Origin of the sequence: Streptomyces sp. NPDC048278 (genome assembly GCF_040652195.1) — a bacterium.
In the GTDB taxonomy this organism is placed as follows: Bacteria; Actinomycetota; Actinomycetes; order Streptomycetales; family Streptomycetaceae; genus Streptomyces.
The window spans coordinates 155,880-177,363 of record NZ_JBEZLP010000005.1 but is presented as its reverse complement, the minus strand read 5'-3'; the positions used below and the strand labels follow the sequence as shown (position 1 = coordinate 177,363).

20 protein-coding genes are annotated in these 21,484 nt (G+C 71.0%); 18 read left to right on the top strand and 2 right to left on the bottom strand.

Going from position 1 to position 21,484, the window contains the following annotated elements; all coding sequences use genetic code 11:
* Window positions 1-38 precede the first annotated feature (38 nt).
* The gene (gene ftsY, locus AB0D74_RS11555; RefSeq protein WP_362583500.1) at window positions 39-1,241 is read left to right on the top strand and encodes a signal recognition particle-docking protein FtsY; all 1,203 of its coding nucleotides are present in this window, start codon (window positions 39-41) and stop codon (window positions 1,239-1,241) included.
* Window positions 1,242-1,345: 104 nt separating this feature from the next.
* Here ftsY and AB0D74_RS11550 read toward each other — a convergent pair whose 3' ends face one another.
* The gene (locus AB0D74_RS11550; RefSeq protein WP_362583497.1) at window positions 1,346-2,002 is read right to left on the bottom strand and encodes a bifunctional DNA primase/polymerase; all 657 of its coding nucleotides are present in this window, start codon (window positions 2,000-2,002) and stop codon (window positions 1,346-1,348) included.
* Between the two features lie 457 nt (window positions 2,003-2,459).
* Between AB0D74_RS11550 and AB0D74_RS11545 the strand changes: the two genes are divergently transcribed.
* The 6 genes from AB0D74_RS11545 (at window position 2,460) to ftsH (ending at window position 12,151) form a co-directional block, all read left to right on the top strand.
* Window positions 2,460-3,944 (top strand): hypothetical protein, encoded by a 1,485-nt coding sequence (locus AB0D74_RS11545; protein ID WP_362583494.1) that lies wholly within the window; start codon window positions 2,460-2,462, stop codon window positions 3,942-3,944.
* Window positions 3,945-4,349: 405 nt separating this feature from the next.
* The gene (locus AB0D74_RS11540; RefSeq protein ID WP_362583491.1) at window positions 4,350-5,690 is read left to right on the top strand and encodes an ammonium transporter; all 1,341 of its coding nucleotides are present in this window, start codon (window positions 4,350-4,352) and stop codon (window positions 5,688-5,690) included.
* Complete coding sequence (locus tag AB0D74_RS11535; RefSeq protein WP_362583488.1) at window positions 5,687-6,025, top strand: P-II family nitrogen regulator; 339 nt, start codon at window positions 5,687-5,689, stop codon at window positions 6,023-6,025. Before AB0D74_RS11540 ends, AB0D74_RS11535 begins: the two co-directional genes overlap by 4 nt.
* A 35-nt stretch (window positions 6,026-6,060) precedes the next feature.
* Window positions 6,061-8,517 carry a [protein-PII] uridylyltransferase gene (locus AB0D74_RS11530; protein ID WP_362583485.1) on the top strand — a complete coding sequence of 819 codons (2,457 nt, stop codon included), beginning with the start codon at window positions 6,061-6,063 and terminating at the stop codon, window positions 8,515-8,517.
* 93 nt (window positions 8,518-8,610) lie between these two features.
* Window positions 8,611-10,158, top strand: a complete 1,548-nt coding sequence (gene ffh / locus AB0D74_RS11525) for a signal recognition particle protein (RefSeq protein WP_362583482.1) — start codon at window positions 8,611-8,613, stop codon at window positions 10,156-10,158.
* Between the two features lie 49 nt (window positions 10,159-10,207).
* On the top strand, window positions 10,208-12,151 hold the full coding sequence (gene ftsH, locus AB0D74_RS11520) for an ATP-dependent zinc metalloprotease FtsH (protein WP_362583478.1): 1,944 nt from the start codon (window positions 10,208-10,210) through the stop codon (window positions 12,149-12,151).
* Between the two features lie 122 nt (window positions 12,152-12,273).
* On the opposite strand, the gene AB0D74_RS11515 is transcribed toward ftsH, so the two are convergent.
* Entirely contained in the window at window positions 12,274-13,137 is an 864-nt protein-coding gene (locus AB0D74_RS11515) for a class I SAM-dependent methyltransferase (protein ID WP_362583475.1), read from the bottom strand.
* A 587-nt stretch (window positions 13,138-13,724) separates the two neighbouring features.
* On the opposite strand from AB0D74_RS11515, the gene AB0D74_RS11510 reads away from it, so the two are divergent.
* From AB0D74_RS11510 to AB0D74_RS11460, 11 genes are all read left to right on the top strand, one after another.
* Entirely contained in the window at window positions 13,725-14,321 is a 597-nt protein-coding gene (locus tag AB0D74_RS11510) for a hypothetical protein (RefSeq protein WP_093498845.1), read from the top strand.
* A 305-nt stretch (window positions 14,322-14,626) separates the two neighbouring features.
* On the top strand, window positions 14,627-15,046 hold the full coding sequence (gene rpsP, locus AB0D74_RS11505; protein WP_351323544.1) for a 30S ribosomal protein S16: 420 nt from the start codon (window positions 14,627-14,629) through the stop codon (window positions 15,044-15,046).
* A gap of 5 nt (window positions 15,047-15,051) precedes the next feature.
* Entirely contained in the window at window positions 15,052-15,291 is a 240-nt protein-coding gene (locus AB0D74_RS11500; RefSeq protein WP_003973401.1) for an RNA-binding protein, read from the top strand.
* Between the two features lie 122 nt (window positions 15,292-15,413).
* Window positions 15,414-15,959 (top strand): ribosome maturation factor RimM, encoded by a 546-nt coding sequence (rimM, locus tag AB0D74_RS11495; RefSeq protein WP_362583470.1) that lies wholly within the window; start codon window positions 15,414-15,416, stop codon window positions 15,957-15,959.
* Window positions 15,956-16,789, top strand: a complete 834-nt coding sequence (gene trmD / locus AB0D74_RS11490) for a tRNA (guanosine(37)-N1)-methyltransferase TrmD (protein ID WP_362583466.1) — start codon at window positions 15,956-15,958, stop codon at window positions 16,787-16,789. The genes rimM and trmD overlap by 4 nt, the downstream gene beginning before the upstream one ends.
* Window positions 16,790-16,926: 137 nt before the next feature.
* Complete coding sequence (rplS, locus tag AB0D74_RS11485) at window positions 16,927-17,277, top strand: 50S ribosomal protein L19 (protein ID WP_046727833.1); 351 nt, start codon at window positions 16,927-16,929, stop codon at window positions 17,275-17,277.
* A gap of 46 nt (window positions 17,278-17,323) precedes the next feature.
* Complete coding sequence (gene lepB, locus AB0D74_RS11480) at window positions 17,324-18,031, top strand: signal peptidase I (RefSeq protein WP_362583461.1); 708 nt, start codon at window positions 17,324-17,326, stop codon at window positions 18,029-18,031.
* Window positions 18,024-19,166, top strand: coding sequence for a signal peptidase I (lepB, locus tag AB0D74_RS11475; protein ID WP_362583458.1), 1,143 nt, complete (start codon window positions 18,024-18,026; stop codon window positions 19,164-19,166). The genes lepB (AB0D74_RS11480) and lepB (AB0D74_RS11475) overlap by 8 nt, the downstream gene beginning before the upstream one ends.
* The gene (lepB, locus tag AB0D74_RS11470) at window positions 19,066-20,025 is read left to right on the top strand and encodes a signal peptidase I (RefSeq protein WP_362583455.1); all 960 of its coding nucleotides are present in this window, start codon (window positions 19,066-19,068) and stop codon (window positions 20,023-20,025) included. Before lepB (AB0D74_RS11475) ends, lepB (AB0D74_RS11470) begins: the two co-directional genes overlap by 101 nt.
* A 115-nt stretch (window positions 20,026-20,140) precedes the next feature.
* A complete protein-coding gene (gene lepB / locus AB0D74_RS11465) occupies window positions 20,141-20,926 on the top strand; it encodes a signal peptidase I (protein ID WP_362583452.1) in 786 nt (261 codons plus the stop codon).
* On the top strand, window positions 20,916-21,434 hold the full coding sequence (locus AB0D74_RS11460) for an NUDIX hydrolase (RefSeq protein ID WP_362583449.1): 519 nt from the start codon (window positions 20,916-20,918) through the stop codon (window positions 21,432-21,434). Before lepB (AB0D74_RS11465) ends, AB0D74_RS11460 begins: the two co-directional genes overlap by 11 nt.
* Window positions 21,435-21,484 lie beyond the last annotated feature (50 nt).

Below are 21,484 nucleotides of genomic sequence, written 5' to 3'. Positions count from 1 at the left end.
AAGTCGGCCGCGGGGGAGGGATGGATACTGGACGGGTTATGGAAACCGTCATCCTTGCTGTAGTCATCGCCGTGGTCGTGCTCGGTGCGCTCGGCGGGCTCGTCGTCGGCAGCCGGCGCAAGAAGTCGCTGCCCCCGCCGCCCCCCGCCGCGCCCGACATCACCGCGCCCCCGGCCGAGCCGCACGTCGGCGACGAGGCCGAGACGCCGCGCGACGAACCGCGCCGGACGATAGAGGAGGTCGACCTTCCCGACGGCTCGGCTTCCGTCGCCGTCGAAGAGCCCCCCGCGGTCGAAGCGCCCGAGATCGAGATCCCCGAGCCCACCGCCGGCCGGCTGGTCCGGCTGCGCGCCCGGCTCTCCCGCTCGCAGACCGCCCTCGGCAAGGGGCTGCTCACGCTGCTCTCGCGCGAGCACCTCGACGACGAGACCTGGGAGGAGATCGAGGACATCCTGCTCACCGCCGACGTCGGCGTGCAGCCCACCACCGAGCTGGTCGACCGGCTGCGCGAGCGCGTCAAGGTGCTCGGCACCCGCACCCCCGGGGAACTGCGCGCCCTGCTGCGGGAGGAGCTCCTCAAGCTGGTCGGCACCGACGCCGACCGCGAGGTGAAGACCGAGCCCGCCGAGCGCAAGCCGGGCATCGTGATGGTCGTCGGCGTCAACGGCACCGGCAAGACCACCACCACCGGCAAGCTCGCCCGCGTCCTCGTCGCCGACGGCCGTACGGTCGTCCTCGGCGCCGCCGACACCTTCCGGGCCGCCGCCGCCGACCAGCTCCAGACCTGGGGCGAGCGGGTCGGCGCCTACACCGTGCGCGGCCCGGAGGCCGGTGACCCCGCCTCCGTCGCCTTCGACGCGGTGAAGGAGGGCAAGGAGATGGGGGTGGATGTCGTGCTGATCGACACCGCCGGGCGTCTTCATACCAAGACCGGGCTCATGGACGAGCTCGGCAAGGTCAAGCGCGTCGTCGAGAAGCACGCCCCGCTGGACGAGGTGCTGCTCGTCCTCGACGCCACCACCGGGCAGAACGGCCTCGTCCAGGCCCGGGTCTTCGCCGAGGTCGTCGACATCACCGGCATCGTCCTCACCAAGCTGGACGGCACCGCCAAGGGCGGCATCGTGATCGCGGTCCAGCGCGAACTGGGCGTCCCGGTCAAGCTGATCGGCCTGGGCGAGGGCGCGGACGACCTGGCGCCGTTCGAGCCGGAAGCGTTCGTGGATGCCCTTATCGGTGACTGACCTTAGCCGGGTGGATCCACCCGCCTTCGTGAGAAGCGCCCGTTCCCCGGATCCGGTCCCGGGGGCGGGCGCTTCGGCGTACGGGCCGTCCGGGTCCGCCGCGGCTACGCCCGCGACCGGTGGGCCACGTAGGCCAGGGTCCCCAGCAGCAGCCTCGCCGCCGGCGGCCTCGTCGCCGAGTCCAGGGCCGGCGGGCGCAGCCAGCGCACCGGGCCCAGGCCGCCCCGGTCGGACGGCGGGGCGGTGATGTGCGTGCCCGTGCCGAGGCCGCGCAGGTCCAGGGAGGTCGGGTCGTCCCAGCCCATGCGGTAGAGCAGTCCGGGGAGTTCGGCGGTGGCGCCGGGGGCGACCAGGAACTGGGCGCGGCCGTCCGGGGTGGCGGTGACCGGGCCGAGCGGGAGGCCCATCCGCTCCAGGCGGACCAGGGCGCGGCGCCCGGCGGGCTCGGCGACCTCGATCACGTCGAACGCGGAGCCGACCGGCAGCATCACGGCCGCGCCGGGGAACTCGCCCCAGGCCTTGGTGACCTCGTCGAGCGTGGCGCCCGCGGGCACCTGGGGCGCGAAGTCCAGCGGATGCGCTCCCGGCGCGGGACAGTCGGCGTGTCCGCAGGAGCACGCCCCGGCCGCGGCCCGGGCGCCCGGGACCACGTCCCAGCCCCACAGTCCGGTGAACTCGGCGACGGCGGTGCAGTCCGATGAACGACCCCGCCGGCGCGTGCCGGAGCGGATCTCGCGAATGCCGCCGATCGTGAAGCCCATGCCCCCTCCAACGGGTCCGCCGCGCCGGTGGTTACGACACGGAACGAGACGGAAACGGAACGTGACGCTACGGCTCCGCCTTCCCTCCGGACCGCAAGGTCACGGCAGCGCTCCGAAGCTCTCCGGGTGGTGCACCTGGGCATGTGCGCCCCTGAGTACACCGCTCCGCCTACTCCTGGCCGTCCTATGTCAAGTGAATCGCGCCAAGGGCATCGTGAGTTCATTCGAAGGGGTGGCGAATGGTGGCGTTTCCGGGATCGCCGTGGCTGGAGCAGTGATCGTAGGATTACTTTGAGTGCACGAGGCCTGGGGGCACTTGCACTCGTGGGTATGCCGGAGGCAACTCGGGATCCCGTTCGAAGGGTGAGAACTACCGGACGGGCAGCCGTATTTACCGGCATTCTGATAGGGCTTGGCGCATCCGGCATCAAGTGGTCTCAGGGATGGGGGCGTTCCAGTGGGCGGCAACGGCGGAAGCGGGGCGACCGCGACCAGTACCGACAAGCGCCCCAACGAGCTGCTCAACTCGTGGTTCGTGCGCAGCGGCTGGTCGAAGGGCGAGCTGGCGCGGCAGGTGAACCGCAGAGCACGCCAGTTGGGCGCCAACCACATCTCCACGGACACGTCCAGGGTGCGCCGCTGGCTCGACGGGGAGAACCCGCGCGAGCCGATCCCCCGGATCCTCTCCGAGCTGTTCTCCGAGCGGTTCGGCTGTGTCGTCTCGGTCGAGGACCTCGGTCTGCGGGCCGCCCGCCAGTCGCCCTCCGCGACCGGCGTCGACCTGCCCTGGACGGGCCCGCAGACGGTGGCCCTGCTCAGCGAGTTCTCGCGCAGCGACCTCATGCTGGCGCGGCGCGGCTTCCTCGGAACCTCGCTGGTGCTGTCGGCGGGCCCGTCCCTCATCGAACCCATGCAGCGCTGGCTGGTCCCCTCGCCGGGCGGCCCGCAGCAGGCCTCCGAGCCGGCCGCCGACCCCCGCCGCCCGGGCCGCATCTCCCAGCCCGAGCTGGCCCTCCTGGAGTCCACCACGGAGATGTTCCGCCAGTGGGACGCCCAGTGCGGCGGCGGGCTGCGCCGCAAGGCGGTCGTCGGCCAGCTGCACGAGGTCACCGACCTCCTCCAGGAGCCCCAGCCCGAGGCCACCGCCCGCAAGCTCTTCAAGGTCGCCGCCGAACTCGCCGAGCTGGCCGGGTGGATGTCGTACGACGTCGGTCTCCAGCCCACCGCCCAGAAGTACTTCGTGCTCGCCCTGCACGCGGCCAAGGAGGCCGGCGACAAGCCGCTCGGCTCGTACGTCCTCTCCAGCATGAGCCGCCAGATGATCCACCTCGGCCGGCCCGACGACGCCCTGGAGCTGATCCACCTCGCCCAGTACGGCAGCCGGGACTGCGCGAGCCCGCGCACCCAGTCGATGCTGTATGCGATGGAGGCCCGCGCCTACGCCAACATGGGCCAGCCCGGCAAGTGCAAGCGCGCGGTCCGGATGGCCGAGGACACCTTCGCCGAGGCCGACGAGTGGGACGAGCCGGATCCCGACTGGATCCGCTTCTTCTCCGAGGCCGAGCTCTACGGCGAGAACAGCCACTCCTTCCGCGACCTCGCCTATGTCGCGGGCCGCAGCCCGACCTACGCCTCGCTGGCCGAGCCGCTGATGCAGAAGGCCGTCGAACTGTTCGCGAAGGACACCGAGCACCAGCGGTCGTACGCGCTCAACCTCATCGGCATGGCCACCGTGCACCTGCTGCGCGGCGAACCCGAGCAGAGCACGGTTCTGGCCTCCGAGGCCATGGGCATCGCCAAGAAGGTGCGCTCCGAGCGCGTCAACACTCGTATTCGAAAGACGGTCGACTCGGCCGTCCGTGACCACGGCGACCTCGCCGCGGTCATCGACCTCACCGAACAGCTCGCCGTCGACCTCCCGGAGACCGCCGAGGCGGTCTGATCCCCGGTACCTCCCAGACCCCGGCCGCGGCCGGCCCTCCCGAACTGCCCGACTCGGCTCCCCCACGCCAGGTCATCGGAAGGCCGACCGCGGCCGGCTCTCCTTTTTGCGCCTAAACCGGCGCCGCTCTCGCGGACGTGGCTGGTCGCCGTAGGGGTCCTCAATTGATGGTTGCGCTTGATCTCGCAATGGTTGCGTCACGATAACGATCAGCGAGCCCGGAATCCGGTAGTTCATCCAGGCGTAACACGCGCGGCGCCTTCGTCACTCCGGCGAAACAACGAGGGGCAACGACCGAAACCGCGCTGCGCCAATCTCATGGCGCATAACCGGCCCACCCCCCGCTTGACCGGACCGCTCACGCTCCGACCCGCACGGGGCCGTACAACCGACGAGGAGACGCCGATGGCACCAGCCGCCATCACGCTTGCCGCGGAGGCACCCAAGCTGTCCTCCGCGAACACAGGCTTCATGCTCATCTGCTCCGCCCTGGTGCTGCTCATGACGCCGGGACTCGCCTTCTTCTACGGAGGCATGGTCCGCGTCAAGAGCACCCTGAACATGCTGATGATGAGCTTCGTCAGCATCGGGATCGTCACCATCCTGTGGGTGCTCTACGGCTTCTCCCTGGCCTTCGGCTCCAGCAACGGCTTCATCGGCTTCAACTCCGACTGGCTCGGCATGAGCAACGTCGGCCTGACGGAGCTCTGGGACGGCTACACCATCCCGATCTTCGTCTTCATGGTCTTCCAGATGATGTTCGCGGTCATCACCCCGGCCCTGATAAGCGGGGCCATCGCCGACCGCGTCAAGTTCTCGGCCTGGGCGCTCTTCGTCGCCCTGTGGCTGACGATCGTCTACGTCCCGGTCGCCCACTGGGTCTGGGGCGCCGACGGCTGGGCCTACAAGCTCGGCGTGATCGACTTCGCCGGTGGTACCGCGGTCCACATCAACGCCGGTGCCGGCGCCCTCGGCGTCATCCTGGTCATCGGCAAGCGCGTCGGCTTCAAGAAGGACCCGATGCGCCCGCACAGCCTCCCGCTGGTCATGCTCGGCGCCGGTCTGCTGTGGTTCGGCTGGTTCGGCTTCAACGCCGGCTCCTGGCTCGGCAACGACGACGGCGTCGGCGCGCTGATGTTCGTCAACACGCAGGTCGCCACCGCCGCCGCCATGCTCGCCTGGCTCGCCTACGAGAAGATCCGGCACGGCGCGTTCACCACCCTCGGTGCCGCCTCCGGCGCGGTCGCCGGTCTGGTCGCCATCACCCCGTCCGGTGGTGCGGTCTCCCCGCTCGGCGCGATCGCCGTCGGCGCCATCGCCGGTGTCGCCTGCGCCGCGGCCGTCGGCCTGAAGTTCAAGTTCGGCTACGACGACTCCCTGGACGTCGTCGGCGTCCACATGGTCGGCGGCATCATCGGCTCCCTGCTCATCGGCTTCTTCGCCACCGGCAAGGGCCAGTCCACCGCGACCGGCGTCTTCTACGGCGACCACTCCTTCACCCAGCTGTGGAAGCAGTTCGCCGGTGTCGGCGCGGTCCTCGCCTACTCCCTGGTCGCCTCGGCGGTCCTCGCCTTCCTCCTCGACAAGACCATCGGCATGCGGGTCAGCGAGGACGAGGAGGTCTCCGGCATCGACCAGGCCGAGCACGCCGAGACTGCATACGACTTCAGCGGCACGGGCGGCGGTGTCATCGGCGCGGTCTCCGCCTCGGCCCTGGCCGGTTCGAGCAAGAAGGTGGACGCATGAAGCTCATCACCGCCGTCGTGAAGCCCCACCGGCTCGACGAGATCAAGGAGGCCCTCCAGGCCTTCGGCGTCCACGGTCTCACGGTCACCGAGGCCAGCGGCTACGGTCGGCAGCGCGGCCACACCGAGGTCTACCGTGGTGCCGAGTACACGGTCGACCTGGTGCCCAAGATCCGCATCGAGGTGCTGGCCGAGGACGAGGACACCGAGCAGCTGATCGACGTCATCGTCAAGGCCGCCCGCACCGGCAAGATCGGTGACGGCAAGGTCTGGTCGCTCCCGGTCGAGACCGCCGTACGGGTCCGCACCGGCGAGCGCGGACCGGACGCACTGTAGAACAGAACCATCTGAATACAGGCAGGAGTCGCTGGGTGACGGGTACGGAAGTTCGGAACGACGCAGAGAACACGGGACCCAGCGGCTACGCGGCGGCCCGGCTGCGCCTCCTCACCGAGGGGGCGCGGTCCGGGCCGCCGCGCCGTACCGCCCTCGCCGAGCTGACCGACGAATGGCTGACCGGGCTGTTCGCGGCGGCCACCGAGGGCATCAGGGGCGGCGTCTCCCTGGTCGCCGTCGGCGGCTACGGCCGCGCCGAACTCTCCCCACGCAGCGACCTCGACCTCCTGCTGCTGCACGACGCCGCCGACTCCGGCGCGGTGGCCGCCGTCGCCGACCGGCTCTGGTACCCCGTCTGGGACCTGGGCCTGGCCCTCGACCACTCCGTGCGCACCCCCGCCGAGGCCCGCAGGACCGCGGGCGAGGACCTCAAGGTCCAGCTCGGCCTCCTCGACGCCCGGCACATCGCCGGCGACCTGGGCCTCACCTCCGGGCTGCGCACCGCGATCCTCGCCGACTGGCGCAACCAGGCGCCGAAACGTCTCCCCGAACTCCAGGAGCTGTGCGCCGAGCGCGCCGAACGCCAGGGCGAGCTCCAGTACCTCCTGGAACCCGACCTCAAGGAGGCCCGCGGCGGCCTCCGCGACGCCACCGCGCTGCGCGCCGTCGCCGCCTCCTGGCTGGCCGACGCCCCGCGCGAGGGCCTCGCCGACGCCCGCAGGCGCCTCCTCGACGTCCGCGACGCCCTGCACCTGACCACGGGCCGCGCCACCGACCGCCTCGCGCTCCAGGAGCAGGACCAGGTCGCCGCCGAACTGGACCTCCTCGACGCCGACACCCTGCTGCGCCAGGTCTACGAGTCCGCCCGCGTCATCTCGTACGCCAGTGACGTCACCTGGCGTGAAGTGGGGCGCGTACTGCGTTCACGCGCCGTCCGCCCGCGCCTGCGCGCCATGCTGGGCGGCGGCAAGCCGGTCACCGAGCGCTCCCCGCTCGCCGAAGGGGTCGTGGAGCAGGACGGCGAGGTGGTCCTCGCCCGCGCCGCACGCCCCGAACGCGACCCCGTGCTCCCGCTGCGCGCCGCAGCCGCCGCCGCCCAGGCCGGCCTCCCGCTCTCCCTGCACGCCGTCCGGCGCATGGCCGCCACCGCACGCCCCCTGCCCACGCCCTGGCCCGCCGAGGCCCGCGAGCAGCTGGTCACCCTGCTCGGCTCCGGCCGCCCCACCGTCGAGGTCTGGGAGGCGCTGGAGGCCGAGGGCCTGATCACCCGGCTGCTGCCCGACTGGGAGCGGGTCCGCTGCCGACCCCAGCGCAACGCCGTGCACGTCTGGACCGTCGACCGGCACCTCATCGAGACCGCCGTCCGCGCCTCCGAGTTCACCCGCCGCGTCCACCGCCCCGACCTGCTGCTGGTCTCCGCCCTGCTGCACGACATCGGCAAGGGCTGGCCCGGCGACCACTCGGTGGCCGGCGAGATCATCGTCAAGGACGTGGCGGCCCGGATCGGCTTCGACCGGGCCGACGTGGCGGTCCTGTCCACCCTCGTCCGCCACCACCTGCTGCTCATCGAGACCGCCACCCGGCGCGACCTGGACGACCCGGCCACGGTCCGCCTGGTCGCCGACGCGGTCGGCACCCAGGGCACCCTGGAGCTGCTGCACGCCCTCACCGAGGCCGACGCGCTGGCCACCGGACCGGCGGCCTGGTCCTCCTGGCGCGGTTCGCTCGTCACCGACCTGGTGAAGCGGGTCTCGGCCGTCCTCGCCGGGGACGGCGCCGACGAGCCCGAGCCGGGCGCGCCCACGGCCGAGCAGGAGCGGCTGGCCATCGAGGCCTTCCGCACCGGCGCCCCGGTCCTCGCCCTGCGCGCCCAGACCGAGCCGGCCGCCACCGACGACGAGCCCGCAGGCGAACCCGAACCGCTCGGCGTCGAGCTGCTCATCGCCGTACCCGACCAGCCGGGCGTGCTCCCGGCCGTCTCCGGCGTGCTCGCCGTGCACCGCCTGACCGTCCGCACCGCCGAGCTGCGCGCCCTGCAACTGCCCAACGACGTCGACGACGGCACGGTCCTGCTGCTCGACTGGCGGGTCGCGGCCGAGTACGGCTCCCTGCCGCAGGCCGCCCGGCTCCGCGCCGACCTGGTCCGCGCCCTGGACGGCTCCCTGGACATCGCGGGGCGCCTCGCGGAGCGGGACGCGGCCTACCCGCGGCGCCGCGGCTGGGTGGCCCCGCCGCCGCGCGTCACGGTGGCCTCCGCGGCCTCCCGGCACGCCACCGTGTTCGAGGTAAGGGCCCAGGACGCACCGGGCCTGCTGTTCCGGATCGGACGGGCGCTGGAGGACGCCGAGGTACGGGTGCGCAGCGCGCACGTCAGCACGCTCGGCTCCAACGCCGTCGACGCCTTCTACGTGACCGGCACCGACGACGCGCCGCTGCCCGCGGAGGAGGCGGCCTCCGTGGCGCGCAAGCTGGAGGAGACCCTGAGGGGCTGATCGCACGGCCGTGCACGGCGGGGACCACTTCCTTGCGCGGCCGGATACCCTGGAAGACGCTCACCGCCCCCGACTCCGAGGACCGACGCCGCCGTGTTCGACACTCTCTCCGACCGCCTTTCAGCGACCTTCAAGAATCTGCGCGGCAAAGGGCGTCTGAGCGAAGCGGACATCGACGCCACGGCCCGGGAGATCCGCATCGCGCTGCTCGAAGCCGACGTGGCCCTTCCGGTCGTCCGCACGTTCATCAAGAACGTCAAGGAGCGCTCGCTCGGCGCCGAGGTCTCCAAGGCGCTCAACCCGGCCCAGCAGGTCCTGAAGATCGTCAACGACGAGCTGGTCACGATCCTCGGCGGCGAGACCCGGCGGCTCCGGTTCGCCAAGCAGCCGCCCACCGTGATCATGCTGGCCGGTCTCCAGGGTGCCGGTAAGACCACCCTCGCGGGCAAGCTCGCCCACTGGCTCAAGGAGCAGGGCCACTCCCCGCTGCTCGTCGCCGCCGACCTCCAGCGCCCCAACGCCGTCAACCAGCTCAGCGTGGTCGCCGAGCGCGCCGGTGCCGCGGTCTACGCACCCGAGCCGGGCAACGGCGTCGGCGACCCGGTCAAGGTCGCCAAGGACTCCATCGAGTTCGCGAAGTCCAAGGTCCACGACATCGTGATCGTGGACACCGCCGGCCGGCTCGGCATCGACCAGGAGCTGATGCAGCAGGCGGCCGACATCCGGGACGCCGTCTCGCCCGACGAGATCCTCTTCGTCGTCGACGCCATGATCGGCCAGGACGCCGTCACCACCGCCGAGGCCTTCCGCGACGGCGTCGGCTTCGACGGCGTGGTCCTCTCCAAGCTCGACGGTGACGCCCGCGGTGGTGCCGCGCTCTCCATCCGCCAGGTCACCGGCAAGCCGATCATGTTCGCGTCGAACGGCGAGAAGCTCGACGACTTCGACGCGTTCCACCCGGACCGGATGGCCTCCCGCATCCTCGACATGGGTGACCTGCTCACCCTGATCGAGCAGGCGGAGAAGACGTTCAGCCAGGAAGAGGCCCAGAAGATGGCCTCCAAGCTGGCGTCCAAGAAGGGCCAGGACTTCACCCTGGACGACTTCCTGGCCCAGATGGAACAGGTCAGGAAGATGGGCTCCATCTCGAAGCTCCTCGGGATGCTGCCGGGCATGGGCCAGATCAAGGACCAGATCAACAACCTGGACGAGCGGGACGTCGACCGCACCGCCGCGATCATCAAGTCGATGACCCCGGGCGAGCGCCAGGACCCGACGATCATCAACGGCTCGCGCCGCGCCCGTATCGCCAAGGGCTCCGGTGTCGAGGTCAGCGCGGTCAAGGGGCTCGTCGAGCGGTTCTTCGAGGCCCGCAAGATGATGTCCCGCATGGCGCAGGGCGGCGGGATGCCGGGCATGCCGGGGATGCCGGGCATGGGCGGCGGCCCCGGCCGTACCAAGAAGCAGCCGAAGCAGGCCAAGGGCAAGCAGCGCTCCGGCAACCCGATGAAGCGCAAGCAGCAGGAGCTGGAGGAGGCCCAGCGCCGCGAGGCCGCGGCCCAGGGCGGCGCCTTCGGCCTGCCGCAGCAGGGCGCTCAGGACTTCGAGCTGCCGGACGAGTTCAAGAAGTTCATGGGCTGAGTTCACCTGTGCGGGTGCCAGGGGTTGGTCCGTGTCGTACGGTCCGCATATGACCAACCCCGCGCCGCCGCGCAAGTCACCCGACCAGCCCTGGCGTACCGAGGGCGCTCCCGAGGAGCCCCCGAAGCCGCCGAACGGCGGGCGGCGGATGCACGGCGGCTGGTGGCGGCTGATCGTCACCGCCCTTGTGGTGTACCTGCTGGCCAACCTGGTGCTGTCCTACTTCGACCAGGAGAACGAGCCGACGATTTCGTACACCGAGTTCAGCAGGCAGGTGGACGCGGGCAACGTCGAGAAGATCTACGCCAAGGGCGACTCGATCCAGGGCCAGCTCAAGAAGGAGCAGAAGAACCCCGAGGGCGGCCAGAAGTACACCAAGTTCAACACCGAGCGCCCCTCCTTCGCCGGCGACGACCTCTGGACCAGCCTGACCAAGCACAACGTGACGGTCACCGCCGAGCCGGTCGTCCAGCACCGCAGTTTTCTCGCCAACCTGCTGATCTCACTGGCGCCGATCATCATCCTGGTCGCGGTGTGGGTCTTCATCGCCCGCCGGATGAGCGCGGGCCTAGGCGGCGCGGGCGGCATGCTGGGCCGCAAGGCGCCGCCCAAGCCGGTCGAACTGGAGCCCGGCCAGCAGCGCACCACCTTCGAGGACGTGGCCGGCATCGACGAGGTCGAGGGCGAGCTCAACGACGTCGTCGACTTCCTGAAAAACCCCGACGCCTACCGGAAGATGGGCGCCAAGATGCCGCGCGGTGTGCTGCTCGCCGGCCCGCCCGGCACCGGCAAGACGCTGCTCGCGCGGGCCGTCGCCGGCGAGGCGGGGGTGCCGTTCTTCTCGGCCTCCGCCTCCGAGTTCATCGAGATGATCGTCGGCGTCGGCGCCTCACGCGTGCGGGAGCTGTTCGCCGAGGCCCGCAAGGTCGCCCCCTCCATCATCTTCATCGACGAGATCGACACCATCGGCCGGGCCCGCGGCGGCGGTGCCTCGATGGGCGGCCACGACGAGCGCGAGCAGACCCTCAACCAGATCCTCACCGAGATGGACGGCTTCTCCGGCTCCGAGGGCGTCATCGTCATCGCGGCCACCAACCGTGCCGACATCCTCGACCCCGCGCTCACCCGGCCCCGCCGCTTCGACCGGGTCGTCCAGGTCTCACCCCCCGACCGCACGGGGCGCGAGGCCATCCTGGAGATCCACACCCGCCAGATCCCGCTCGCCCCCGGCGTCGACCTCGCCCAGGTCGCCCGCACCACCCCGGGCATGACCGGCGCCGAACTGGCCAACCTCGCCAACGAGGCCGCCCTCCTCGCCGTCAAGCGCAAGCAGGACCAGGTCACCCAGTCCGACCTCTCGGAGGCACTGGAGAAGGTCCAACTGGGTGCCGAACGGCCGCTGGTGATGCCCGAGGAGGAGCGCAGGCGCACCGCCTACCACGAGAGCGGGCACGCCCTGCTCGGCATGCTCCAGCCCGGCGCCGACCCGGTCCGCAAGATCACCATCGTGCCGCGCGGCCGGGCCCTCGGCGTCACGCTCTCCACGCCGGACGCCGACAAGTACGCGTACACCGAGGAGTACCTGCGCGGCCGGATCATCGGTGCCCTCGGCGGCATGGCGGCCGAGCAGGTCGTCTACGGCGTGATCACCACCGGCTCGGAGAGCGACCTGGAGCAGGTCACCAACATCGCCCGCGGAATGGTCTCCCGCTGGGGCATGAGCGAGGAGGTCGGCCGCCTCTCCGCCCTCCCGAGCGACGCCCAGCAGGCCTACGGCCTCGCCGCCGCACCCCAGACCCTCGACGCCATCGACACCGAGATGCGCCGCATCGTCGACGAGTGCTACGCCGAGGCCCGCCGCAAACTCGTCGACCACCGCGGCCAACTGGACGCCCTGGCCCAGGCCCTCCTGGAGAACGAGACCCTGGAGGAGGCGGACGCCTACCGCATCGCGGGCATCACCCGCCTGACCAAGGACCTGGACGAGGCCTGAGCGCCCCGCATCCGAGCGCCCCGCGTTCGAGCGCCCTCGCTTGAGCGCCCCAGAGGGGCGCGGGGAACTGCGCGACCAGCCCCCACGGTGCCGCACCCGGACACGGCGGCCGAGACCCGGTGTCAGCGCACCCGCGCAATCAGGTACCGGAACACATTCGGCATCCACACCGTGCCGTCCGCCCGCTGATGCGGATGCAGCGCCTCGGCCAGCTCCTTGCCGACCTGCTCCTCGTCGGTCGCCAGGATCCCCGCGTCGAACAGCCCGGTGGACAACAGCCCCCGCACCGCACTGTCCGCGTCGGCGTACCCGAACGGGCAGGAGACCCGCCCGGACCCGTCGATCCGCAGGCCGGCCCGCTGGGCGACCTCCTCCAGATCGTCCCGGCGCGTCGGGCGCCAACTCCCCGCGCTCCGCAAAGGATCAGCCAATCTCGCCGCCACCCGCAGCACGGACGAGGTCGCGCAGCGCTCCGGCGGACCCCAGCCGGCCAGCACCACGGCCGCCCCGCGCTCCGCCAGCGGAGTCGCCTCGGCCAGCAGGTCACCGAGGAGTCCGGCGTCGCCGGCCAGGCAGCCGATCGGGTCGAAGGCGGTGATCAGGTTGTACGCCGCTGCCTGCGCGTCCGCCGCGTCCCGGGGCGTGCCCTCGACGATCATCCGGGCGGCACGCCCACGCGCGCGTGCACCGGGGGCCGGGTCGGGCAGCAGGCGCTCACGGGCGAGGGCGAGCCGTTCGGGGGAGGAGTCGACTCCGGTGACCGCGGCCCCTCTGGCCGCCGCCATCAGCAGGGCGAGACCGGATCCGCAGCGCAGGCCGAGCAGCCGGGTGGCCGGGCCCACTTCGAGTCGCTCGTGGACGGTCTCGTAGAGCGGTACCAGCATCCGCTCCTGGATCTCGGACCAGTCACGCGCGCGTGCGCCCAGGTTCACACGGGGTGGTGAGCCCGCGTGAGAAAGGTGGTGCCGCACGAGCGTAGGTGTCATAGGTAAGCGCCCCAATCCGCAGAGAGATACGCACTGACCGATTCCGTGGCCCCCGTGCCGTGCGCTCGCACTTCCCACCTATGCCACATAACTCCGGGCTCGCGATGGCGTCCAGAGGTCGCGGGTCCCCGCTTGTGCATGGACTATGACTGTGGCGAGATTTCACATCCCGGCAACTTGGGGCTCTACCATCGGACCCACGACACGGCGGTTCTGGCCATGGTCGGCCGGGACGGTGACGGTAGGGAGTCCCGTCGTCCGGGGACGGGCCGGTGCCGGACGACCGCGGGCCGCGGGTAACGCCGGGGCCGCCGCGGACGCTGAGCGGGGTGGGGCCCCGGCCACGAGAGCGACCGAAACGTCTCTTGCGCATCCGCCGACCTCCGGCGTCCAGGCGTCCGGACCAGGGGTACGTGGTGGGTCGTACGTCAGACTACGCACCGGCTTGGTATGAGCTGTGAGGCTTCTCCGCAGATCAGCGCACCCGTGGTCGTCTCCGCGCATCAGCGGCAACTGACGGGTACGTGCAAATTATTTGGGATGCCCCGGAATAGGAACACAGGGGCCCTCCCGCTCGTTCTCATTACGTGAGCACGACACAGACACCACCTGTTCTCGCCGCAGAGCTGGCAGAGGCGTGGGCCGACATTCAGCGGTACCACCCCGAGCTGCCGGACCTTGCCGCGCCAGAGTCCCTGATCGGGGAGTCGTCGTCCGCGTGCGGTCACGAGCTCTCCTTCGAACGGCTGCTCCATGAGGCAGTCCACGGCATCGCCGCGTCCCGGGGAGTCCGCGACACCTCCCGGGCCGGCCGCTACCACAACCGCCGATTCCTCGCGATCGCCGAGGAGCTGGGCCTGGACCACCCCGACGAGCCGCATCCCAGCAGCGGCTTCTCGCTGGTCACGCTCAACCCCGAGGCGAAGCGACGCTACCGCCCGACCATCGAGAGACTGCAGCGCGCTCTCAAGGCGCACACGGTGGCCACGTCCGCCGACACCTCCCGCACCTTCCGCGGACCGGCCGCCCGGCACGGCTCCTCCGGTGGTGGCGTCCGCGTCAAGGCGGTATGCGACTGCGGTCGCAACGTCCGGGTGGTCCCGTCGGTCCTGGCGCAGGCTCCCATCGTCTGCGGCGGCTGCGGCAAGCCGTTCCGGATCCCGGAGGTCGTGGGAGCGGCATAGGCCACGGCTGCTCGTGGCAGCCGCAGCCATTGTTCGTCCCACACCCCCGGGCCGACGGCGCCGGTCAGCGCACCCGACGTGACCTCACCTCCACGCCGGGTGCCTCTCCGGCATGCCTCCGCGCTCCCGCCCGACCGTCGGCCGGAGCGACCCGCAGGGTGTGGCACAATGGCTAGCTGTACTCGACAGCCGCACAGGACCCCTCTCTCCTCCGGCTGACGCGTCCATCGGGCACTCGGGTACCGCAACCCCACGCGGCAATCTCGCCGTGCCCAAACACGTCAAAACCAGGAGAACCCACTCCCGTGGCAGTCAAGATCAAGCTGAAGCGTCTGGGCAAGATCCGTTCGCCTCACTACCGCATCGTCGTCGCCGACTCCCGCACCCGCCGTGACGGCCGTGCGATCGAGGAGATCGGCAAGTACCACCCGACCTACAACCCGTCGGTCATGGAGGTCGACGCCGACCGCGTCGCCTACTGGCTCGGCGTCGGCGCCCAGCCGACCGAGCCCGTGCTCGCCATCCTGAAGAAGACCGGCGACTGGCAGAAGTTCAAGGGCGAGCCCGCCCCGGCTCCGCTGCTCGTGGCCGCTCCGAAGGCCACGCGTCCGACGTTCGAGGCGCTCGGCGGTGACGACGAGGGCAAGGGTGAGGCGATCACCCAGAAGAAGAAGGCTGAGAAGAAGGACGAGGCCGCGGCTGAGTCCGAGTCGACCGAGGCCTGAGCAGCATGCTCGAAGAGGCGCTTGAGCACCTCGTGAAGGGCATCGTCGACAACCCCGACGATGTGCAGGTCGCCTCGCGCAACCTGCGCCGCGGGCGCGTGCTGGAGGTCCGGGTGCACCCCGACGACCTCGGCAAGGTGATCGGCCGCAACGGCCGCACCGCGCGTGCCCTGCGCACCGTCGTGGGCGCCATCGGCGGTCGTGGAGTCCGCGTCGACCTCGTCGACGTCGACCACGTCCGCTGACGCTTCATCGCAACCGGCTCGGGCCGGGGAGGGCCGTAACCGGCTGTCCCCGGCCCGCAGTCGTATGAGCAGGTTGCGCAGCAGGAGCAGGCCGAGCAGGAGATGACAGGAGAACAGGCACAGTGCAGCTCGTAGTCGCACGGATCGGCCGCGCCCACGGCATCAAGGGCGAGGTCACCGTGGAGGTACGTACCGACGAACCGGAGCTCCGGCTCGGGCCCGGCGCCGTACTCGCCACCGATCCCGCCGGCGTGGGACCGCTCACCATCGAGACGGGCCGCGTGCACAGCGGTCGCCTGCTCCTGCGCTTCGAGGGCGTCAAGGACCGCACCGGCGCCGAGGCCCTGCGCAACACCCTCCTGATCGCCGAGATCGACCCGGAGGAACTGCCCGAGGGCGAGGACGAGTACTACGACCACCAGCTCATGGACCTGGACGTGGTCACCGTCGACGGCACCGAGGTCGGCCGGATCACCGAGATCTCGCACCTGCCCTCCCAGGACCTCTTCATCGTCGAGCGGCCCGACGGCAGCGAGGTGATGATCCCGTTCGTGGCGGAGATCGTCACCGAGATCGACCTGGAGGAGCAGCGGGCCGTCGTCGCGCCGCCGCCCGGCCTGATCGACGACCGCGCGGAGACCGCCTCGGCCAGGGACGACGACGCATGAGGCTCGACGTCGTCACCATCTTTCCCGAGTACCTCGAACCCCTGAACGTCTCCCTGGTCGGCAAGGCACGCGCGCGTGGGCAGCTCGGCGTCCACGTGCACGACCTGCGCGGATGGACGTACGACCGGCACAACACGGTCGACGACACGCCCTACGGCGGCGGGCCCGGCATGGTCATGAAGACCGAGCCCTGGGGCGACGCCCTCGACACCGTCCTCGCCGACGGCTACGAGACCGGCGCGCACGCCCCCGCGCTGATCGTCCCCACTCCGAGCGGCCGTCCCTTCACCCAGGAACTCGCCGTCGAGCTCTCCGAGCGCCCCTGGCTGATCTTCACACCGGCCCGCTACGAGGGCATCGACCGGCGGGTCATGGACGAGTACGCCACCCGGATGCCGGTCCACGAGGTCTCCATCGGCGACTACGTCCTCGCCGGCGGCGAGGCGGCCGTACTGGTGATCACGGAGGCCGTGGCCCGGCTGCTGCCCGGGGTCCTCGGGAACGCCGAGTCGCACCGCGACGACTCCTTCGCGCCCGGCGCCATGGCGAACCTCCTGGAGGGCCCCGTCTACACCAAGCCGCCCGTCTGGCGCGGCCAGGACATCCCCGACGTGCTGCTCAGCGGCCACCACGGCAAGATCGCCCGCTGGCGCCGCGACGAGGCCCTGAAGCGGACCACCGCCCACCGGCCCGACCTGATCGAGCGCTGCGACCCCAAGGCCTTCGACAAGAAGGACCGCGAGATGCTCTCCATCCTGGGCTGGGCCCCGGACCCGGAGGGCGAACCCCACGGCCGATTTTGGCGCAGGCCACAGGGCGTGGAAGAATAGGCCGCTGTTGTGCGCCCGTCCGGCGTGCGCCCCTGCCGCAGGGGGACACGACGCCCGCCCCGACCCGCCACGGCAGACCCCATGGAACACCTAGTTTCCGTTGATGACCTGTGGCATCAGCGAGGAAAGCAGACGAAATGTCTCACCTGCTCGACACCGTCGACTCCGCGTCGCTGCGCAGCGACGTCCCGGCCTTCCGCCCGGGTGACACCGTCAACGTCCACGTCCGCGTCATCGAGGGCAACCGCTCCCGTGTGCAGCAGTTCAAGGGCGTTGTGATCCGCCGCCAGGGCAGCGGTGTCCGCGAGACCTTCACGGTCCGCAAGGTCTCCTTCTCCGTCGGCGTCGAGCGCACCTTCCCGGTGCACACCCCGATCGTCGAGAAGATCGAGCTCGTCACCCGCGGTGACGTGCGTCGCGCCAAGCTGTACTACCTGCGCGAGCTGCGCGGCAAGGCCGCGAAGATCAAGGAGAAGCGCGAGAACTGATCTCGCGAACGGGGTTCTTATCGGGGCCGGATAGCATCTGGCCCCGATGGACACCGAAGCACAGCACACGGAGCGCGACCGCTCCTCCCGCCCCGAACCGGAGGCCGCGGAGGACCGGTCGCGTTTCGCGTTGGTGGGGCGGGCCGCCGAGCGGGTCGCCGACTGGCTGCCGGGCGGCTGGATCGCCCTCACCCTCTTCGCCTGCCTGGCGTTTTTGCTCGTCCTCAACACTTTCGTGGCGCAACCATTCCAGATTCCCAGCGGATCCATGGAACAGGGATTGAGGATCGGGGACCGCGTTCTCGTAAATAAGTTGGCGTACCGTTTCGGTGCCGGGCCGCGCCGGGGAGATGTCGTGGTGTTCGACGGCTCCGGGTACTTCGGGGACGCCGACTACATCAAACGCGTCGTCGGTGTGGGAGGAGACCACGTGGTCTGCTGCGACAAGAAGGGGAGGATCGAAGTGAACGGCCGGCCGGTCGACGAGACCTCGTTCCTCTATCCCGGGGACACCCCCTCCACCGTGCCCTTCAACGTCGACGTCCCCGACGGCACGCTCTTCGTCCTCGGCGACCACCGCAGCGACTCCAGCGACTCCCGCGACCACCTCGGCTCGCCCGGCGGCGGCATGATCCCCGTCAGCAGGGTCGTCGGCCGGGCCGACTGGATCGTCTGGCCGTACGCCCACTGGACCCGTCTCACCCGTCCCGCCGCCTACGCGCGCGTGCCGGCCGCCGGAGCGTCCCATGGGTAACCGGGGCAGGCCGCGCGGCGTACCGACCGACGGCGCCGCCAACCTGCTGCCCACCGGTGCCCGGCGCACCTCCGGCCCGTCCGGCGGCCGGTCCCGCGCGGAGCGGCGCAAGCTGCAGCGCAAGGTCAAGCGCAAGCGCCGGCGCGGTGCAGTGCGGGAGATACCGCTGCTGGTCGGTGTGGCCGTCCTGATAGCCCTCGTACTGAAGACGTTCCTCGTCCAGGCCTTCGTGATCCCGTCCGGCTCCATGGAACAGACGATCCGGATCGGCGACCGCGTCCTGGTGGACAAGTTCACCCCCTGGTTCGGGTGGCAGCCGCACCGCGGGGACGTCGTCGTCTTCCACGACCCGGGCGGCTGGCTGGCCGACGAGCAGACCACCAAGGCGAACGACCCCGTCGGGGTCAAGCAGGTCAAGGAGGGGCTCACCTTCATCGGCCTGCTGCCCTCCGCCAACGAGAAGGACCTCATCAAGCGGGTCATCGGCGTCGGCGGCGACCACGTCAAGTGCTGTGACGCCCAGGGCCGGGTGACCGTCAACGGCGTACCGCTGACCGAGGGTGACTACCTGTATCCCGGGAACGTCCCCTCCGCCCAGCCGTTCGACATCACCGTGCCGAAGGGGCGGCTGTGGGTGATGGGCGACCACCGCGGCAACTCCGCCGACTCCCGCGCCCACCAGGACACCGACTACGGCGGCACGGTGGCGGTGACCTCGGTGGTGGGCCGCGCCATGATGATCGGATGGCCCGTCGGCCACTGGACCAGGCTCGACGAACCTAAAACCTTCGCAAGCGTTTCTGACTCCGGGTCGGGGTCGACCGCGGCCCCCCAGCTGTCGCATAGGGTTGCCTCCGACGATCCGAACGGATACATCCAACTCCCGACCCCTGCGGAACTCCCGCTCGTTATGGGAGTGGTGGGCCTGCGCCGGGTTTGGCGCAGGCGGCGGCACGGAGTAAGGAGTTGGCGTGGGGGATGTGGCGGTTGGCGCACGGTCGGGACACGACGGCGAGGAGCACAGCGGGCGCCCCGTGGAGAATGTCCCCCCCTCAGACGGCGCCTCGACCTCCGGGAACGGCACCGGGCCTGGCGGGGACGGCACCCCGGCAGACGGTCCGTACTCCGGCGGTGACGGCGGGGGCACGGACGGGGACCCGGGTGAGTCGGCGGCGCCCGCACCGAAGAAACCACGCTCCTTCTGGAAGGAGCTGCCGATCCTGGTCGTCATCGCCCTGGTGCTGGCGCTGCTGATCAAGACGTTCCTGGTGCAGGCGTTCTCCATCCCGTCGGACTCGATGCAGAACACCCTCCAGCAGGGTGACCGCGTCCTGGTCGACAAGCTCACCCCGTGGTTCGGGTCCAAGCCGGAGCGCGGCGAGGTCGTCGTCTTCCACGACCCGGACGACTGGCTGGCGGGCGAGCCCACCGCCCAGCCGAACGCGATCCAGACCTTCCTCAGCTGGATCGGCCTGATGCCGTCCGCCGAGGAGCGGGACCTGATCAAGCGCGTCGTCGGCGTCGGCGGCGACACCGTCTCCTGCAAGGGCAGCGGCCCGCTCATGGTCAACGGCCATGCGCTGAACGAGCCTTATGTGTACCCGGGCAACACCCCGTGCAGCGTCGACGACCAGGGCGGCCAGTTCACGGTGCACGTACCCAAGGGGTACATCTGGGTGATGGGCGACCACCGGCAGAACTCCCGGGACTCGCGCTACAACCAGTCCGACAAGCACCACGGCATGGTTCCGGTGAAGGAGGTCGTCGGCCGCGCCATCGTCAAGGCCTGGCCGATCAACCGCTGGGGCACGCTGCCGGTCCCGGACACCTTCGACCAGAGCGGCATCAACACGCAGTCGTCCGCCGCGGCCTCCCTCACGGTGGCGCCGCAGGGCGTGGCCGTCGCCGCCGTCCTCCCGGTCGCGGTATGGCGCCGCCGGGGCGACCGCATCGAGCGGAAGTTCGACAAGCGCGTGGCCGCGGGCAAGCGCTGACCGGCCACCGCGCGCCCGTGCTGACCCAGTCGTGTGAAGCCCTTGGGGAGCTTGTGACCAGGGGCGCCGAAGAAGGGCTGCCCCTGCCCGGTACCGCCGGGTAGGGTGCGGCCTCATGGGCGACAGCACGATACGTACGGCTCCGCGCGGCGGCGCAGGCACCAGCACGAGCGCGGCACAGACCGGCGGCAGGCTCGGACAGCGGTTGTCCGGGATCGCCGTCGCGCTGGGCATCGTGATGTTCCTCGGCGGATTCGCCTGGGCGGCGGTGACCTACCGCCCCTACACCGTGCCCACCAGTTCCATGACACCGACGATCGACGCCGGGGACCGGGTCCTCGGCCAGCGCATCGACGGCAGCGACGTGCGCCGGGGCGACGTCGTCGTCTTCAAGGACAAGAGCTGGGTCACCAACGCGGACGTCGTCAAGCGCGTGGTCGCGGTCGGCGGGGACACCGTCTCCTGCTGCACCGACGGCAAGCTGACCGTCAACGGCAAGCAGATCGACGAGCCGTATCTGCCGGCCGGCACCGCGGCCGAGCTCCAGGGCTTCCCGACCGTCACCGTCCCCAAGGGCAGGCTCTTCCTCCTCGGCGACGAGCGCCAGGGCTCCCTCGACTCCACCGCCCACCTGTCGGACGCGGCGCAGGGCACGGTCGCGCGTACCGCCGTCAGGGCCCGGGTGGACGCCGTGATCTGGCCGATGAAGGGCCAGCTCAAGCGCCCGACCGGCTTCGAGACGCTGGGCTCCCTCTCCCAGCCGGGCCCGCTGCGCCTCATCGAGTTCCTGATCGTGGCCGGTGGCGTGCTGGTCCTCGCGGGCGGCGCCTACGGCCCGGTCGCGAACCTGCTGGGCCGCTCCCGCTCCCGTGCCCGTACGGAGTCCGCCGGTGCCCGCTGAGGCGCTGCCGGAGGTGCCGGAGGGCGGCGGCCTGCGCAAGGTCGCCCGGGTGGTCCTCCTCGACCCCGAGGACCGCATCCTGCTCCTGCACGGCCACGAGCCCGACGACCCGGCCGACGACTGGTGGTTCACGCCCGGCGGCGGCCTGGAGGGCGACGAGACCCGGGAGCAGGCCGCCCTGCGGGAACTCGCCGAGGAGACCGGCATCACGGACGTCGACCTCGGTCCGGTGCTGTGGCATCGGACGTGCTCCTTCCCGTTCGCCGGCCGCCGCTGGGACCAGGACGAGTGGTACTACCTGGCCCGTACGACGCAGACGGTCACCGAGGCCACGGCCCTGACCGAGCTGGAGCGGCGCAGTGTGGCCGGAGCACGTTGGTGGACGTGCCAGGAACTGACCCGGGCGCATGAGACGGTGTATCCGACCAGACTCGCCGAGCTGTTCCGTAGGCTGCTCGACGAAGGTCCCCCCGTCGGGCCCGTCACCCTTGACACGGAAATCGTCTAGGGGCGCGCGGGACTGGCGCACAATGGTGGGATCGCACGGCTGAAGGGGAA